The following is a 15,601-nucleotide window of genomic DNA, read 5'->3' as shown; positions in this document are numbered from 1 at the left end:
TAACCAGTTTTGAAAGTGAGGTGTGGAGTTATGGGTGGTTGGATTAGCTTGCATAGATCGATTGAGAATCATTGGTTGTATGAAGAAGAAAGAAAGTTCTCTAAATTCGAAGCATGGATTGATTTACTTCTAATGGTTAACCATAAAGATAATAAAACAGTTATGGACGGTAAGTTAATCACTGTGAAAAGAGGTCAACGTATTACTTCACTCCGAAAACTAGGTGATAGATGGAAATGGTCATTAACTAAAGTTGATTCGTTTTTAAGGCTATTAGAAGAAGACAAAATGATAGTCGTAAAAAAAGACACCAAAAAAACGCTTGTAACCATTGTCAATTATGACGTTTACCAAAATGTGAATTTAGAAAAAAGACACAGAAAAGACAGTGAAAAGACAGAGAAAGAACACAGAAAAGACAGAGAAAAGACACAGAAAAAAACAAACAATAATGATAATAAGGAGAATAATGAAAATAATGATAATAAGGAGAATAAGAAGACGCCGAGCGTCTACGACTTTTATCAAGAATCAGGATTCGGAATTATTAATCAATACACTGCACAAGATATCACTTATTACTTAGAAAGCTTTGAGAACGATTCAGATGAAATAGTAACTGCAGCATTAAAGTTAGCACTTGATAGAAATAAAGTTAATTGGGGATATGCTAAAGCCATTTTAAAAGATTGGTTAAAGTCTAATCTCAAATCTATAAGTGAAATACGGGCATATGAACAACAAAAGTTGGCCAACTTCAAAAGTAGAAGTGGACAGAATAATAACCTTCAATCAAAAGAGAAAACACCTGAATGGTTATTAAGGCAAAAACAAAATAATCAAGATAGTCAAAATGAAGTAAATATAAATGAACCAGAATTTGAAGAAAAGAAAAAACAAATGGAAAAAGAAATAATGGAATGGAGTGAAGAATTTGGGCGTACTACTTAAAGGTAAAACTATAGGAGAAGTATTTGATTTACTACAAGAATTAAAATCAGTTAAAGCTGTTGCTGAAGAAATTGGTGTAACACCTGGAGCAGTTTATAGTTTTAGATCAGAACATCATAAAGCATTTAAAAAATTAAAAGAAGAGTCGGAAGTTAAAGAAAATGAAAATAAAACAACTAATACTAAATTAACTACAAAAACTATAGAACCAGAGAAGATAGTAAATGATCAACAAAATGATGAGTCAACAACAAAGGTTGCTATTGCTAGAAAAATGGTTTTAGAGAAAGAAAATAAGTCACTTAATAAAAAAATAAATCAGCTAACATCTGAAAAGAATCAATTACATGGTCGTATTAATTTGCTTGAAGACGAAATTAAAGTGATTAGTGATGAAAAGACGGAACTGAGAAATGAGTATGAAAAGCTGTCACGTGATTATCAGAAGATTAACGAAGACAAAGTGTCATACAAAAAGCAGTTAGAGGAATTAGTTAAGGAATCTAATAATATTTTGGCAGAAGCCAAGAAATATCGTGAGGCAATCAAAGAATATCAAAATAAAATGGCGATGCTTAGTGAAAGAGACACAAGACAATCAGAAGTGAATATAGATCAAATACAAAAGGAACTAGCGTTTTATAAAGCACATGCGTTGCTATATTACCAGAAAGTAAATGAAGTATCATGACGGTTCATTCATTTACAATACTGTTCAAAAAAGATGTAAAACACTTAGATAAACCTATGGCATCTCCTAGACCAAGATTTAGGAACGTTGGAAAGTTTATTCAAACATACATGCCAACTAATTACGTAAAACACAAACAATTTATAAAAGAACAAATGCCAGAACTAAATATCGATGATGCAATCAAGTTAACTTTACTGTTTGAATTTCCAATGAACAAGTCATGGTCAAAATCATTAATTAAAAGAATGATACATGCATTTAAAAAGAATAAACCTGACATCGATAATTTGGTTAAAACATTTATGGATGCAGCAAATGAAAAGATATGGACTGATGATGCATTAGTCGTTGAATTACATTGTGCTAAAAGATACGCAGAAGTACCAAAAATAAAAGTGAAAGTGGAGGAATTATAATGAGAAATATTCAATTTGCAGATGAACTAATTAAAAAGACTTTTGGAGAAAATGAACAAGATGGAGTAGTAAGAAAACAATTTAACGCTACTGACAAACATGTGACTTGGTCAATAGAGTTTTTCGCATACGAAGCAACAATTGTATGTACAGCAAGTAAAGCAGGTACTAAATTTAAAGTTTCTGGAGATAATGTTCCAAATGGTTTTATTACTCAACAATATCAAAGAGTTGAGTACATAAGACAAGAACTATTTAAGGATGAAGCGGAAAATCCAGATCAATTAACATTAGAAGATGTTGATAAAGAAGAAGAACAAGAACAGCAAGAAGAACAAGAGCAAGCAGAAAATGAAACATTATTTGATGGAGCAGATGACAAAGTTGAAGAATTATCAAACGAAGAAATCGATTAATAAAAAGGGTGGCGAAAGTCAGCCAGATATTGTAGATAAGGTACGAGAAATACTGAATAGGAAGTGAATAGGTATGGAAGATTATTATACTAAGAATTTTAAAAGAATTCATGAACATGTAGCTAATGCTAGGGCTTATGTACAGGATAAACTTGAACATGCTAAATATGACGAAGCAGATATAAGTTTCATAAAACAATTAGAGGCTGAATATTACGCATTAGAAGTAATATGGGTCAATATGAATCAGATTGAAACAAATAGACCGAGATAAGGTAAAGGAAGTGTTGGGAAGATGAATAGACCAAAGTTTAGAGTATGGGATATAGAAGAACAAAAATGGTATAAACCAACTTTCAAAGCTTACAAAAAAGAGTTGCATGATATACAAATCGAGTTAAACGGAGACTTATCAATAAGGACATTTGATGAAGAAGGCAAATTCGTGACTATACACGAAAGTATGTTTAGAGGACGTTATGAAGTAATAGAGTTTACTGGACTATTCGACAAGAACTGTAAGGAAATTTATGAGGGGGATATTGTTACAGCTATGTCGGAGGGATATAAAGCAATTGGCGTTGTGAAAAGACGTATTGATGGATATTGGCTAATGTATCCTGCATGGCAAAATGGTCAAAGTTGGAAACTAGTCGTTAATGAACAAGGGAATACTGATGTCGAAATCATTGGCAACAAATTTGAACACCCACACTTACTAGGGGAGGACTAACATATGGTTAATAGCAAATGGGCTACAACTAGACAAGTAAACTACGCATTAGGGTTACAAAAGAAAATTGATAGTCCTGATTATACTAAACAAGAACTAGAAAACATGACTAAAAGACAAATTAATGTAGTCATAGAGGAACTCATTCAATACATTACAGAAGATGATTTATACAACGAATGTATGAGTTATGGCTTACCTAACCAATAAGGAGGACACACAATGAAATATTTAACTGTGATAGCAATAACTGATGAAGGTCAAGAACAAATGGGAATACCAATGAATTTAGTCGAGGAATTGAATGATGAGTTAGAGAATTATCCAGACGGTATACCCGTAACATTACAAAGTGGGAAAGTTGTTAAAGCACCAGCGTTTCTTATACCAACAAAGGCTTTTACTAAAACTAACACAATTTTTGTAAGTGAAACGGAGGACACAAAATGAAACTATACCTAATCACATTAACAATATCGCTTATAGCACTATACACATTTATCAAACGATCATATAAGTATGCGAGCGTGCAAGATAGTATAGACGTCGAAAGTTACGCAAGTGATATGTCAGCACCTTTAGATTATGAGGTGTATAAATGACTAAATACGTATTGATTTTTAACAATGACCCAATAGCAGTGGGAGATAAATGGCATGTGGAAGATATGAAACAATGGGAAATCTATTATGGTGCTACGAGTGATATGTTTGAAATTAAAAAGTTTGATGATTACTACAAGCATTATGATAAAAATTATGTGGCACCAATCTATTATGAAGACACACAAGCATATAAAGATAATGAGCCGTGGTTCACAGGAGTTGGTAGACATTGACATTCGGATTAATACTATTCGCAGTTGTAGTCATTGCGTTAGTGATAAATGCAGTTAAGGAGTGAATGATATGGATGAAAGAATTAAATCCAGAATATTCATAGATGGCTTAGTGTTGAAAGATATTAATCAAGTGTTTCAAAGGCTATTTAATATAAACGATCAGTATGGTGATGACTTAAATAAAGACGATTGGAATTTAATTTTTGAGCATACAAAACAAGCAAGTATGTTAATACCATCTATGAATGAACAAGATGAAACAATATAAGCATAGTTTTATAGTTAGAAAAGTAATGAATTTGGAGGTTAAAAGATGCCGTCAGTAGAAGAACAAATGAAGCATATTAAAAATAAAGATGAACTTATTAAATGGCTGATCAATGAATATTTCATTTTATCTAACAAAGCATATGGCCAAAACTTTGAGGATGTAATAGATAAAGAATTAAATGTTATTAAGTCTAAAGCTGAATTATTAATGAGGGATAAGAGGTGATCATAGTGAAGTTCCTTTTAGATGTATTATTGTTTATAATTTCGTTAATGATTGGTTTTATTATTTTAAATGTTAATGACACATTACTATTTGCATTTGCTGCATTTGGTGCTTATAAAATGATAGACTCATTTGTTAGAAATTTAATTAGAGGTGAAGCTTGAATGGAAAACAATATTTGGTACGCATTATCTACAGGAGTTTTTTTATACACAGTTAAAGAAATAGTAAGGCTTGGTATAGATACCAGAATTAATGTAATTAATTTTAATTTAGAGAAACTCTACCCTATTTATTCGGATGCTTTTGGAAAAGTGAAGTTTATGATTGGGCATCATAGAACACCTTTTTCGCAGAAAGACACCTTTCAGAATATTTATGATGATGTATTAAATAATATAGACAAAAAACAAAGAAATTTATACATTAACAATGATAATTATAGAAAAGTAATGAATTTATATAGACATATAGAAAAAATGGAGAATGCAAAATATGAATTCAATAACTTTTTTAGTGCCAATCAAGTCTTTTTTGAATATGAATTTGTAGTCGAAACAATTGTAATGGTAAATGAATTTGAGAGTGACATTTCATATTTAAGGTCCATGGTTAATAATTATATGAATAATTATGAAAATTTAATATGGAGCAATATCATAACTGACGCATATAAACATAAGGTTACACAATATGAAATTTATCTTGATAAATTTGAAGAAGAGTTTAGAAAGAAATTCAAAATTAAAAGAGAAAGTAGAATCAAAAAGTTTAGAAGAAATATTAAAAATAGGTTTAAGAGGTGACAATAATGGAGCTTAATAAGTATCAAGAGATAGCGTTAAGAACACATAACACTGATTCTAATTTGGCTGAGTCATTAACTAATTATACTTTAGGCCTAGCAGGCGAATCAGGAGAAGTAGCTGACATAGTAAAGAAACATATATTCCATGGCCATGAGTTAAACAAAGACGAAATGGTTAAAGAACTCGGCGATGTTCTTTGGTACTTATCTTCACTCGCTAGTATGTGTGACGTAACACTTGATGAAGTGGCAGGTCATAATTTAAATAAATTATCTAATAGATATCCAGGTGGATTTAATCAAAAGCATAGTATTAATCGAATAGAGAACATTTCACCAGGAGATAAAGTTTTATTTAGTAATAACCAATATATTGTGGATGATGTAATTGGAAATACATTATTGATTAGTAACGATAATGATGATCAGCAAGTTAATGTATATGATGTAAAGAAACTGTAAATGGTTTCTTCTTAAATAAAGGTGGTGAGATGTATTGTTCGAGTGGCTAGAGTTATACCAGAACTTGGATATGCAACAGCAGGCATTAGAGATAAAGAAAGATATATGCATTGAAGAAATGGAGAGGTGGCACTCAATAAGTTATGCACGAGCAGACTTAGGAAAGAAGCATGACTTTCATTCTCGCTTACAACAGGTCAGCCGTATTGAGGAGGAGTTAGAGGAATTGAATGAGAGGATAAAAAAGTTAGAAGAACAGAAGGAAAGAGTATTAAGTTTGTTGGACCGTTTCCAAGGTATAGAACACAAGATACTTAGAAAGAAATATGTAGATGGTATGACATTACAAGAGATTGCATATGACTTAGGTTACAGTGAACAATACATTAGAAAGAAACATGCTGAGTGTATTAAGAGAATCAAGTTCATTAGTTAGTAGTCAACGTTGTCAACAATCATGCTACACAAACTATTGATTAATCGTGATATTGTAATAACATAGAAAAATTATACGAAGGACTGACACATTGTGTTGGTCCTTTTATTATGCAACGAAGGAGTGATTGGTATTGGTATCATGAGACGTTGTAATCATCCAACATGCAACAAACTTATATCACACAATCAAACATACTGTGATGATCATAAGCAATACACTAACAAAGCATACAATGATGCAAGGCAAAGGAATAATCCTGAATACTTAAATTTTTATAAACGCAAAGAATGGTTAGATAAAAGAGAAATAGTATTAATCAAGAATGATTATATTTGTGCATCTTGTGGTGCAGTAGCTGAAGTAGTAGACCATATAATCCCAACAAAAGTAAATTGGTCGAAACGATTAGATGAAAAGAATCTACAGCCATTGTGCAATCAATGCCATAACAAAAAAACAAAAGAAGATTTAAAAAAGTACGGAATGTGAAAAAGATAAAAATAAAAATATGTAAAAAAATAAAAATAAAATACAAAAATTTTAAAAGTCCCCCACCAATTTTGACGGGGCATTGTCGAAATCTCTACGGAACGGGGCAGACCTTTCTTTCGGACTTTTTCCCTTTTTTAAACCGATTTTACAAAGGAGGTGGTTTGGTTGGCTGGAAGAAGACGTGTTGCGACTGATGTCACAAAAAAGAACTTAACAAAAGATGAAATCAGACAACGTAAGCAAGAAGAAGAACTTTTAAATGTCTTTGAGGGAGTACCCGAACGGCCACCGACTTGGTTGAGCAAATTGGCCAAAAAAGAATATAAGCGTATTGTTCCCTTAATGAAAAATTTGCCAATAGCAAACCTAGATTTACAGATTATATGTCATTATTGCGAACAAGTTTCAAGCTATTTAGAACTAACTAAAGACATACAAGAAAATGGATATAATATATTCATCAAAAATGATGAAGGGGAAATTATTAACGTTAAAATTAATCCTTCAGTATCTAAAAGACTAGAAGTGGCGAGAGAAATGAGAGCAGCAGCTAGTATGATTGGTATAAGTTTAGACAGCAGAATTAAAATTGTCGCACCAAAGAAAAACGAAGTTGTAGAGGACCCAATGGATGACTTCTTTAACTGACAATAAATTGATTGATCCAGTTACTTTTTATGCAAAAAAAGTGCTAAAAGGCGACATTTTAGCATCTAGGATGGTCAAAAAAGCGTGCAAACGTCACTTAAATGATTTAAAACGTGATGATTTAGCCTATAATTGGCAACCCAACAAAGCACTACATGTTATCAATTTCATTGAAAAGCTACCAGATATTAAAACAGGTGAACGTCATCCTTTAGCATTATTTCAAAAGTTTATAGTTGGTAGTATTTATGGTTGGCAGAATGATGAAGGACATAGACGATTTAAACGTGCTTATATTAGTATGGCCAGAAAAAACGGTAAGTCTATAATCGTTGCCGGTATTAACCTTTATGAATTGCTTTTTGGGGAAAATCCTAAATTAGGTAGACAGATATATTGTACGGCCAATGCAAAAGACCAAGCTAAGGTCGTATGGGAAATGTGCATGAAACAATTGAATTCATTACGAGAAGAATCGGCCAAAGTATACAACATTACTAAAATTACTGAATCTAAAAACCTGTTGGCAAATAAACGTGACGGTTCAATCTTAAAACCATTATCAAAAGATACAAAAAAACTAGATGGTTTTGATCCATACATTGGTATTCTCGATGAATATCACGAAGCTAAAGATGATTCAATGTTTGAAGTCCTACGTTCTGGTATGATTCAACAAGTTAATCGTTTAATAGCAATTATTAGTACTGCTGGGTTTAATTTGAATGGGCCGATGTATAAAGAATATGTATATTGCAAAGGTTTGATGAACGGAAAGTTTGAAAATGATAACTATTTTGTATATTGTGCAGAAATGGATAGCGACGAAGAAATAGACGATGAAAAGAACTGGATTAAAGCAAATCCTTTATTAGAAGTGGAATCATTTTATGATGTTGCATTACAAACTATTAAAGATGATATGCAAGAACAAATTGATAAAGGTGAAACACACAAAATTAAAACAAAGAACTTTAATATTTGGCAATCCAATAGTGAATCATCACTAGTTAATATAAAAGATTGGGAAAAAATAAGCGTTGATAGTGCACCTGATATTAAAAATCGGGATGTATATATTGGCGTCGATTTATCAAGATTAAACGATTTAACAGGTATAGGTTTTATTTATCCTATAGATAAAAAGTATTATGTTGATTCTCACGTTTTTGTTGGTACTAGAGGTGGCATAGAAGCAAAAATAAAACGCGACAAAATAGATTATTTGGAAATGGTCAACAGTGGCACTGCGACTTTAACACGTTCTGTTTATGGGATTATAGATTATGAACAAGTGATTGAATACTTAATAAATTATGTTGTCGAAAATAATTTGAATGTTTTAGGTCTTTGTTACGATCCTTGGCACTCAGAAACGTTTTTGACTGCTATAGAAAATCGGAAAGATATTAAATGGCCATTGATAGAAGTAGGACAATCATTCAAAGTAATGTCTCAACCTATTAAAGACTTTCAACTTGATGTAATTCAAGAAAAGATAATACATGCTAACAACCCAGCGTTGGATGTAGGGGTTAATAATGCAGTTCTTATTTTCGACAAAGAAGGTAACTGCAAAGTTGATAAATCTATGTATAGGGAAAAGATAGATAGTATTGTCTCAGTTCTTATTGCATGGACAGAAGCGAGAATGCATGAGTTCCAAGAAAATTGGGATGAAATTTATGCAAGTGATGAATTTGGATTTTAGGAGGTGCATCGATGAATTTAAGTAAAATTAAAGACTTCTTTTTGTTAATGGTTGCCAATTTAACAGGCATCCTTTTTTTATTAGGTTTAACCTTGGTTAATATTGCTATGTATTTAAGGTTTAATGAAACAATTGGACTTGTAGTGACAGGCTTAACATTAATTTTAATTGCATTGATTATTGACCATGAATCTAGACCAGAAAGGAGGTAAGATGATTGGGGATTTTTATTGGTAATAGAAATAGATCAATTGATATGGAACAAATAGATATAGTAAAAGCAACAAAGATATTTCCAGGAATTGAAGATGCTCCAGTACTAAATGAATATGACGGGGTAGATGCTATAAAAAATACAGACATTTTTACTGCTGTAAGTATGTTAGCAGGCGACTTAGCAAGAATGGATATTCAAATATGGAAGCAAGGTGTTCATGAAGAAAATAATTATTTGGAAAAGTTGATTAATGTACGACCAAATGACTATTACAATGGATATCTTTTCAAATTTATTGTTTTTGCTAATGCTATGTTAACAGGCCATGGATATTTCAGAATCATTAGGGATACAAAGTTTAATCCTAAAAAATTGGTATTCATGAAAACGTCAAAAGTAAATTTAAAAGTAGATGATAATGATACGCTCTACTTTGAATATAAACCAAATCATAAGGATGTTATAAAGTTAGATTACTATGATGTTGTTGATATTAAATTTCATTCATTAGATGGGTTTAAAGGTATCTCACTTTTAGAGTCCTTATTAAAGACTTTAGAAACAGATCATTACGGTAGACAATTTCTAGGTAATTTCTTAAAGAATGGTACACATGCAGGTGGAATTTTAAAAATGAAAGGTGTACTTAATAATAAAGCAGCAAGAGATAGAGCCAGAAAATCATTTCATGAACAATATAGCGGGACAAAACAAGCCGGAAAAGTCGTTGTTATGGATGAGTCGATGTCGTTCGATCAGTTAGAAGTCGATACAGAAATACTAAAGCTTATACGTGACAATAAATCATCAACACGAGAAATTGCAGGAGTTTTTGGAATCCCACTTCATAAGTTCGGTATTGAACCAACAAATATTAGTATTACAGATGCAAATTTAGAATACTTATCAACATTAGCACCATATATGAAAGCTAGTTGTTCAGCCTTAGAATTTTACTTTAATTCAGATTTAGATGATTTGGTCAAACGTTTTAGGTTTGATACTTCTGATTTGAGAGTAGTTGACTCAGAAACGCAGGCAAAAATAGATAAAATAGATCTTGAAGATGGCGTCAAGAACCTCGATGAAGTAAGAAAGACAAGGGGTTTGCCACCTATAGAAGGTGGATTTGGAGCAAAGCATAGAGTTGATTTGAATCATGTGAATATCGAAAAAGTTGATGAGTATCAAATGAATAAATCAATTGATAAGAAGCATAAAACTAATTTCGAAGGGGGGTGAGAAAGATGAAGGATGAAGAAAAAAGAACGATGAACAACATTGAAGTGCGAGCTAAACAAGATAATGAGAAGATGATTATTGGGGGCTATGCACTTAAATTCGATACCTGGTCTGAAGATTTAGGTGGTTTCAAAGAAACTATTTCTTCTAGTGCATTAAATAATACTAATCTAAATGATGTAAGATGTTTAGTTGATCATGAACCGAGTCAAATACTTGGTAGAAGTTCTTCTGGAACATTAAAGTTAGATATCGACGATATTGGTTTGAAGTTTGAATGTACATTACCAAATACTACATTAGCAAGAGATATATATGAAAATATTAAACTTGGTAATGTTAACCAATGCTCATTTGGATTTATGTTAGAAGATGACGGTGATGAGTGGATATTTGATGATGAGATACGTTCATATAAGCGTACTTTAACAAAATTTAAAGAATTAACTGATGTATCTGTCGTTACTTATCCAGCATATAGAGATACAGATGTAGCGCCAGCTTTAAGAAGTATTAAAAAAATGAATTTTAATTTCGAACAAGAAAAATTAAAAACTGAACTTGAATTATTATAAATCGGTGAAGGTTAACACCGTAAAAAATAGATCCAAAAGCTTGCTAAATATAGTGAAGCTTGTTTTTTATGCAATCAAAAATAAAATGAGGAGGTTCATTTATGAACAAGAAACAATTACTAGAAGCAATAAAAAAATTGAAGTCTCAACGTGATGAAAAGAGGAAAGAAGCATTAAAGTATGTAGAGTCTGACTTAAAAAAAGCAAAAGAACTTCGTGATGAAGTGAAGTCGTTTGATAAAAAAATAGCTGAGAAAGAAGAAGAATTAGCTATTATTGAAGATTTAGAAAATAAAAACTCTGACGAAGAATCTTCAAATAATGAGGAATCTAGTGATAAAAGTGCAGACGGTGGTGAAAAATCATCAGAAAATGATGAGAAATCAAGTGAACATCGTTCTATTAAACGCAATAATCCCAAAGCAACTAAGGATAAAGAAATTAGAAAACAAAAGGAATCTGAAGCGGTAATTAATTTCCGTAATTACCTTCTTACTCAAAATACACGTTCGGTAAAAACAACAGATGAAGGTGTTTTAGTACCTGAAGAAATTTCAAATAAAATAGAAGATTTTACAGATGAATTAGAAGCATTAGATAAGTTAGTAGATGTTAGAAACGTTAAAACACCAATTGGAAAATTCCCAGTCAGAACTGATGAAACGAAGAAAGCGGGATTACCTACTGTTCAAGAATTAGAAGAATCTCCTGAGTTAGGTTTAAGAAAGTTAGGAGAACAAAAATATGAAATCAATACTCACCGTGGACTTTTAAAAGTGTCTTGGGAAGCACTTGATGACGGCGTAGAAGTTGAAAATATTATTGTTGAAGAATTAGCTGAAGAAATTACCGCAACAAAAAACGTTAAAATTTTAGAAGCCTTAAAAGGGTTAACTCCTAAGTCAGTTACAACTATTGGGGAAGTTAAAACAATACTAAACGTTGAGTTGAAAAAACGTTATGCTAAAGAATTTGTTGTTTCATCTGATGTATATGATCAATTAGACCAAATGAAAGATAAAAATGGACGTTATTTATTACAAGAATCTATTACTTCAGCAACAGGATATAAAATGTTTGGTAAAGATATTAGAGTGCTTGATAAAGAAGTGATTGGTGAAAATACTATGTTTATTGGATCATTAAAAGATGCAGTAGTTTTATTCTTAAGAAAGCAATTATTAGTGAATTATGAAATTTGGAATCAATACGGAAAAGTATTCTCTCCAATTTTAAGATTAGATGCTCGATTAAAAAATGACAAAGCTGTTATCAAAGTAGACTTTAATGTTGATGGAGATAATCCACATGGTAATAGTGCAGCAGATGTTATTCCAGAGGCTTAATATTAAGCCTCTAATTTTAATAATTAGGAGTGGTTTAAATGGTTAAATTTAAAGCATTAGTAAAGTATAAAGATTTGGAAATGGATAAAGTAGTAGAAGTTGATGATGAATTAGAAATGACGGTAAAACGTGCAAATGAAATTAATAAAAAATTAAAAGAGCATGGGAAAGTACTTGAACGAGTTGAAGAATCGAAATAATGAGGTGATTTGAATGAAAATTACTGATCAAGATTTTGACTTGTTAAGAAAACATTGTAAGGTTGATCATCATTCTGAAGATGATTTGTTAAAAGCTTATTATGAATGGGCTTTTGATGATATAGCAAGTGCAGTTACTGATGATTATAAAAATCATATAGATTGGTTTGCTAATCAAACATTATTTAAAAGGGCGGTATTTCCTTTAGCTGCTTATTATTTTGAAAATAGAATTGCATATATTGAACGTAGTTTGAGTTATGCGCCTCATATGGTGTTAAGTACAGTGCATAAATTACGTGACATGTATGTGGTTGATATGGAGTTAGATAAAGATGAAAATAAGCATTAGGGATTTAAACGAAAGGGTTACTTTTAACGAAGATATCAGTAAATCAATCAATGGTTTACCTCAACGGCCAAAACGACGTGAATTATATAGTTGTTATGCGTGTATTCAAGATGCTAAAGAATCTGATACTCAAACTAGTATTAATAACAATAGTAAATTCATAAAAACGATTATTATACGTGACCCAAGAGGCGACTATAAACCTAGTAATAAGCACTATATTATACACGATGGTGTAAGTTACGATGTTAAGTATTATAAGCCTGATTATCGCGATAAGTCTTTCTTAAGAATATATTGTGAGGTGGTAATCTAATGGGTGCTAAAATCGAGAAAAACACAATGGAATCTGGATTAAGAAAGAAAATCCAAGAATTCCCTAGAATTCAAAACCGTGTTCTAAAAGCAGGGGCGTCGTCATTGATTCCAATTTTGGTAAAAAATACACCTAAAAGTGATAGAAGTAAGCATGCGAAAGAGCATGTAGCGATGTCTAATATTAGAACAGACAAAGGCACGTATGAAAAGTATGTGACGATTGGTTATGAAAAAGGTTATAGTCACAGGATGCACACCACTGAATTCGGAACTATGTACCAACGCCCACAATTATTTATCACTAAAAGTGAAAAAGAAGGAAGAAGTATTGTTAATAAGGCAATGGTAACAGCTATGAGAAGAGGCATGAGAAAATGAAAAACATTACAGATGAACTTTATCAACTAATTGTTAATAATGGAGATATTACAGTAAGTGATAATATTTTTAAATATGTTGTTCCACAAAATTTTCATGAAACAACTAATAAGCCCATCGTTAGGATTACACCTTTGCCATATACACCTCAAGATTATGCAGATGATCAGCAACTTTCAAGAGAATATGATTACCAGATTGATATTTGGTGGTCAGAGGATGAACCATTTGAACAAGCGGAAATGCTTGTTTTTTTATTGGAAAAAATGAATTTTCAAGCTTATTATCGTGAGCCTTTATATGAAGTAGAGACTTTTACATTTAGAGAGATTATTCGAGCTAAAGCAACGATAATTACATTAAAAACATAGGAGGCATTACAATGTTAAAAAACTTAAAAGAATCTGAAAGACTATTGAAATTAAATTTACAACACTTTGCAAGCACAGGTGTATCAGGTATCGCAATTGGGGTTTCAAACTTCTATTCGGCACCAATTGAGCAAGATGATGATAAAGGTATTAAATATGGCCCGGGTATGCGTACACGATTCCTTCAAGAAATTGAAGTTGATAGACCACAAGAATCAGAAGACGCATACGGCGATGATATTGTAGCAGCTACTGCTGTATCTAATGGTAAATTAGAGGTAAAAACGACATTTGTTACTGTTCCATCTGACCAAAAAGCATTCTTATCAGGTGCTAAAAAAGGTAAAGGTGGTTACAAATATAGTGCTGCGGATATTCCACCTGACGTAGGTGTAGTATTTGAACGTCGTAATCATGATGGTTCAAGCGAGTGGGTAGGATTATTCAAAGGTAAATTCACACGACCAGGAATTAAAGGACAAACAAAGCAAGATAAAGTCGAGTTCCAAAATGACGAAGTTGAAGGTAGCTTCATTGATCGCATTTTTGATGAAGCATCACATGTAACTGGATATGATGCAAAAGGTAAAACTGAAGGTCGCGATTATGTATTTATGGAAACATTCGGTAAAACGTATGAAGAGTTTATGAAAACTGTTGGAGAACCACAAGTAGAAGAAGCGAAGAACGCAATTGAAGCGTCTGGAGATGTATCAGAAGGAAGTACTGAGGAAGAAGGAAATACTGAAGGGGAAGGAATTCCTGAAGCATAAAAATAGGGGACGAAAGTCCTCTATTTATTTTTATTTTGGCCAAATTAAAAATTAGAAAGTAGGAAATCAAATGAAACGTACATCAATTGAATTAATTACAGGATTTACAAAAGCAGGGAAACCACAATATAAAAAGTATTTAGCAAAACCAATCCTTACATTGTTTGAAACAATTCAAGGCTCTAAATTATCTATGAAAATGCAAAAAGTATTTAAGGAGCCAGACTTCGATGAACTAACAGAGGAACAATACGAAGGATTATCTGAAACAGAGAAACGAGAATACGATAAGTTACGAGAAGAATATACAGAACAAGTAATGTCGCAAATGGACGTTCTAGATGAAGTGTTTGAATTCATAACTGAAGCATTTGATGAACAATTTACAACAGTTGAGTTACAAAAAGGTTTACCTAGTGGTCAAGAAGGTTTTGAATATTTAGGTTCTATATTGCGAAATATAACAAGTGGCGGAGAACCAAGTGAAACAAAAAAGTTTTTGAACGAGCAGAAGAAATAAATCCTGAAGATTTGACTGTTGAGGGTGCATATAAAAATTATATGAAACTTGCAAAGACGTTAATAGATGAAGGCATGGATCCTCAAAAAGTTGCTAATATGCCTATCCATTTCTTCTTAGAAGTAGTCGAATCACGTATTGAGACAAAACAAAAAGCTACAAGTTTTAAAGACATATTCTAGTCACTCAAAATGAGTGACTT

31 protein-coding genes are annotated in these 15,601 nt (G+C 31.8%); all 31 read left to right on the top strand.

Annotated elements, in window-relative coordinates; all coding sequences use genetic code 11:
- Nucleotides 1–30: 30 nt before the first annotated feature.
- Nucleotides 31–951 (top strand): DnaD domain-containing protein, encoded by a 921-nt coding sequence (locus LQ673_RS11480; RefSeq protein WP_239705750.1) that lies wholly within the window; start codon nucleotides 31–33, stop codon nucleotides 949–951.
- A complete protein-coding gene (locus LQ673_RS11475) occupies nucleotides 935–1,642 on the top strand; it encodes a hypothetical protein (protein ID WP_239705751.1) in 708 nt (235 codons plus the stop codon). Before LQ673_RS11480 ends, LQ673_RS11475 begins: the two co-directional genes overlap by 17 nt.
- Nucleotides 1,639–2,061, top strand: a complete 423-nt coding sequence (locus LQ673_RS11470) for a RusA family crossover junction endodeoxyribonuclease (RefSeq protein WP_239705752.1) — start codon at nucleotides 1,639–1,641, stop codon at nucleotides 2,059–2,061. The genes LQ673_RS11475 and LQ673_RS11470 overlap by 4 nt, the downstream gene beginning before the upstream one ends.
- Nucleotides 2,061–2,477 carry a hypothetical protein gene (locus LQ673_RS11465; RefSeq protein ID WP_239705753.1) on the top strand — a complete coding sequence of 139 codons (417 nt, stop codon included), beginning with the start codon at nucleotides 2,061–2,063 and terminating at the stop codon, nucleotides 2,475–2,477. The genes LQ673_RS11470 and LQ673_RS11465 overlap by 1 nt, the downstream gene beginning before the upstream one ends.
- 73 nt (nucleotides 2,478–2,550) lie before the next feature.
- Complete coding sequence (locus LQ673_RS11460) at nucleotides 2,551–2,751, top strand: hypothetical protein (RefSeq protein WP_239705754.1); 201 nt, start codon at nucleotides 2,551–2,553, stop codon at nucleotides 2,749–2,751.
- Between the two features lie 21 nt (nucleotides 2,752–2,772).
- Nucleotides 2,773–3,210: a YopX family protein gene (locus LQ673_RS11455; protein ID WP_239705755.1), complete on the top strand. Its 438-nt coding sequence runs from the start codon at nucleotides 2,773–2,775 to the stop codon at nucleotides 3,208–3,210.
- A 3-nt stretch (nucleotides 3,211–3,213) separates the two neighbouring features.
- Nucleotides 3,214–3,420: a hypothetical protein gene (locus LQ673_RS11450; protein ID WP_239705756.1), complete on the top strand. Its 207-nt coding sequence runs from the start codon at nucleotides 3,214–3,216 to the stop codon at nucleotides 3,418–3,420.
- Nucleotides 3,421–3,432: 12 nt separating this feature from the next.
- Nucleotides 3,433–3,660 carry a hypothetical protein gene (locus LQ673_RS11445; RefSeq protein WP_239705757.1) on the top strand — a complete coding sequence of 76 codons (228 nt, stop codon included), beginning with the start codon at nucleotides 3,433–3,435 and terminating at the stop codon, nucleotides 3,658–3,660.
- Nucleotides 3,657–3,812, top strand: coding sequence for a hypothetical protein (locus LQ673_RS11440; protein WP_239705758.1), 156 nt, complete (start codon nucleotides 3,657–3,659; stop codon nucleotides 3,810–3,812). Before LQ673_RS11445 ends, LQ673_RS11440 begins: the two co-directional genes overlap by 4 nt.
- On the top strand, nucleotides 3,809–4,048 hold the full coding sequence (locus tag LQ673_RS11435) for a hypothetical protein (RefSeq protein WP_239705759.1): 240 nt from the start codon (nucleotides 3,809–3,811) through the stop codon (nucleotides 4,046–4,048). The genes LQ673_RS11440 and LQ673_RS11435 overlap by 4 nt, the downstream gene beginning before the upstream one ends.
- A 70-nt stretch (nucleotides 4,049–4,118) precedes the next feature.
- Nucleotides 4,119–4,319, top strand: coding sequence for a hypothetical protein (locus LQ673_RS11430; protein ID WP_239705760.1), 201 nt, complete (start codon nucleotides 4,119–4,121; stop codon nucleotides 4,317–4,319).
- A gap of 45 nt (nucleotides 4,320–4,364) precedes the next feature.
- Complete coding sequence (locus LQ673_RS11425) at nucleotides 4,365–4,547, top strand: hypothetical protein (RefSeq protein ID WP_239705761.1); 183 nt, start codon at nucleotides 4,365–4,367, stop codon at nucleotides 4,545–4,547.
- Between the two features lie 5 nt (nucleotides 4,548–4,552).
- The gene (locus LQ673_RS11420) at nucleotides 4,553–4,711 is read left to right on the top strand and encodes a hypothetical protein (RefSeq protein WP_239705762.1); all 159 of its coding nucleotides are present in this window, start codon (nucleotides 4,553–4,555) and stop codon (nucleotides 4,709–4,711) included.
- Complete coding sequence (locus LQ673_RS11415) at nucleotides 4,712–5,353, top strand: hypothetical protein (protein ID WP_239705763.1); 642 nt, start codon at nucleotides 4,712–4,714, stop codon at nucleotides 5,351–5,353. It begins immediately after the preceding gene.
- Nucleotides 5,354–5,358: 5 nt separating this feature from the next.
- A complete protein-coding gene (locus tag LQ673_RS11410; protein WP_239705764.1) occupies nucleotides 5,359–5,817 on the top strand; it encodes a nucleoside triphosphate pyrophosphohydrolase family protein in 459 nt (152 codons plus the stop codon).
- Between the two features lie 226 nt (nucleotides 5,818–6,043).
- Entirely contained in the window at nucleotides 6,044–6,253 is a 210-nt protein-coding gene (locus tag LQ673_RS11405; protein ID WP_229412506.1) for a sigma factor-like helix-turn-helix DNA-binding protein, read from the top strand.
- Between the two features lie 132 nt (nucleotides 6,254–6,385).
- Nucleotides 6,386–6,745, top strand: a complete 360-nt coding sequence (locus LQ673_RS11400; protein WP_239745058.1) for an HNH endonuclease — start codon at nucleotides 6,386–6,388, stop codon at nucleotides 6,743–6,745.
- 168 nt (nucleotides 6,746–6,913) lie between these two features.
- Nucleotides 6,914–7,396 carry a phage terminase small subunit P27 family gene (locus LQ673_RS11395; protein WP_239705765.1) on the top strand — a complete coding sequence of 161 codons (483 nt, stop codon included), beginning with the start codon at nucleotides 6,914–6,916 and terminating at the stop codon, nucleotides 7,394–7,396.
- A complete protein-coding gene (locus LQ673_RS11390) occupies nucleotides 7,380–9,107 on the top strand; it encodes a terminase large subunit (protein WP_239705766.1) in 1,728 nt (575 codons plus the stop codon). Before LQ673_RS11395 ends, LQ673_RS11390 begins: the two co-directional genes overlap by 17 nt.
- Before the next feature lie 11 nt (nucleotides 9,108–9,118).
- Nucleotides 9,119–9,319: a hypothetical protein gene (locus tag LQ673_RS11385; RefSeq protein ID WP_239705767.1), complete on the top strand. Its 201-nt coding sequence runs from the start codon at nucleotides 9,119–9,121 to the stop codon at nucleotides 9,317–9,319.
- Nucleotides 9,320–9,324: 5 nt separating this feature from the next.
- On the top strand, nucleotides 9,325–10,566 hold the full coding sequence (locus LQ673_RS11380) for a phage portal protein (RefSeq protein ID WP_239705768.1): 1,242 nt from the start codon (nucleotides 9,325–9,327) through the stop codon (nucleotides 10,564–10,566).
- A gap of 5 nt (nucleotides 10,567–10,571) precedes the next feature.
- The gene (locus tag LQ673_RS11375; RefSeq protein ID WP_239705769.1) at nucleotides 10,572–11,141 is read left to right on the top strand and encodes an HK97 family phage prohead protease; all 570 of its coding nucleotides are present in this window, start codon (nucleotides 10,572–10,574) and stop codon (nucleotides 11,139–11,141) included.
- A 101-nt stretch (nucleotides 11,142–11,242) separates the two neighbouring features.
- Nucleotides 11,243–12,487 (top strand): phage major capsid protein, encoded by a 1,245-nt coding sequence (locus LQ673_RS11370; RefSeq protein ID WP_239705770.1) that lies wholly within the window; start codon nucleotides 11,243–11,245, stop codon nucleotides 12,485–12,487.
- 38 nt (nucleotides 12,488–12,525) lie between these two features.
- On the top strand, nucleotides 12,526–12,687 hold the full coding sequence (locus LQ673_RS11365; RefSeq protein ID WP_239705771.1) for a hypothetical protein: 162 nt from the start codon (nucleotides 12,526–12,528) through the stop codon (nucleotides 12,685–12,687).
- A gap of 13 nt (nucleotides 12,688–12,700) precedes the next feature.
- Nucleotides 12,701–13,039, top strand: a complete 339-nt coding sequence (locus tag LQ673_RS11360) for a head-tail connector protein (protein ID WP_239705772.1) — start codon at nucleotides 12,701–12,703, stop codon at nucleotides 13,037–13,039.
- Nucleotides 13,023–13,355, top strand: a complete 333-nt coding sequence (locus LQ673_RS11355; protein WP_239705773.1) for a phage head completion protein — start codon at nucleotides 13,023–13,025, stop codon at nucleotides 13,353–13,355. Before LQ673_RS11360 ends, LQ673_RS11355 begins: the two co-directional genes overlap by 17 nt.
- Nucleotides 13,355–13,735 (top strand): HK97-gp10 family putative phage morphogenesis protein, encoded by a 381-nt coding sequence (locus LQ673_RS11350; protein ID WP_239705774.1) that lies wholly within the window; start codon nucleotides 13,355–13,357, stop codon nucleotides 13,733–13,735. The genes LQ673_RS11355 and LQ673_RS11350 overlap by 1 nt, the downstream gene beginning before the upstream one ends.
- Nucleotides 13,732–14,106 (top strand): DUF806 family protein, encoded by a 375-nt coding sequence (locus LQ673_RS11345; RefSeq protein ID WP_239705775.1) that lies wholly within the window; start codon nucleotides 13,732–13,734, stop codon nucleotides 14,104–14,106. The genes LQ673_RS11350 and LQ673_RS11345 overlap by 4 nt, the downstream gene beginning before the upstream one ends.
- An 11-nt stretch (nucleotides 14,107–14,117) precedes the next feature.
- Nucleotides 14,118–14,879, top strand: coding sequence for a major tail protein (locus LQ673_RS11340; protein WP_481817032.1), 762 nt, complete (start codon nucleotides 14,118–14,120; stop codon nucleotides 14,877–14,879).
- Nucleotides 14,880–14,949: 70 nt separating this feature from the next.
- Nucleotides 14,950–15,399 carry a phage tail assembly chaperone G gene (gene gpG, locus LQ673_RS11335; RefSeq protein WP_239705776.1) on the top strand — a complete coding sequence of 150 codons (450 nt, stop codon included), beginning with the start codon at nucleotides 14,950–14,952 and terminating at the stop codon, nucleotides 15,397–15,399.
- Nucleotides 15,400–15,440: 41 nt separating this feature from the next.
- On the top strand, nucleotides 15,441–15,581 hold the full coding sequence (locus LQ673_RS11330) for a hypothetical protein (protein ID WP_239705777.1): 141 nt from the start codon (nucleotides 15,441–15,443) through the stop codon (nucleotides 15,579–15,581).
- The last annotated feature ends 20 nt before the right edge of the window (nucleotides 15,582–15,601 follow it).

Origin of the sequence: Mammaliicoccus sp. O-M54, assembly GCF_022386035.1 — a bacterium.
Classification (GTDB): domain Bacteria; phylum Bacillota; class Bacilli; order Staphylococcales; family Staphylococcaceae; genus Mammaliicoccus; species Mammaliicoccus sciuri_A.
This window is presented reverse-complemented; position numbering and strand designations above follow the sequence as displayed.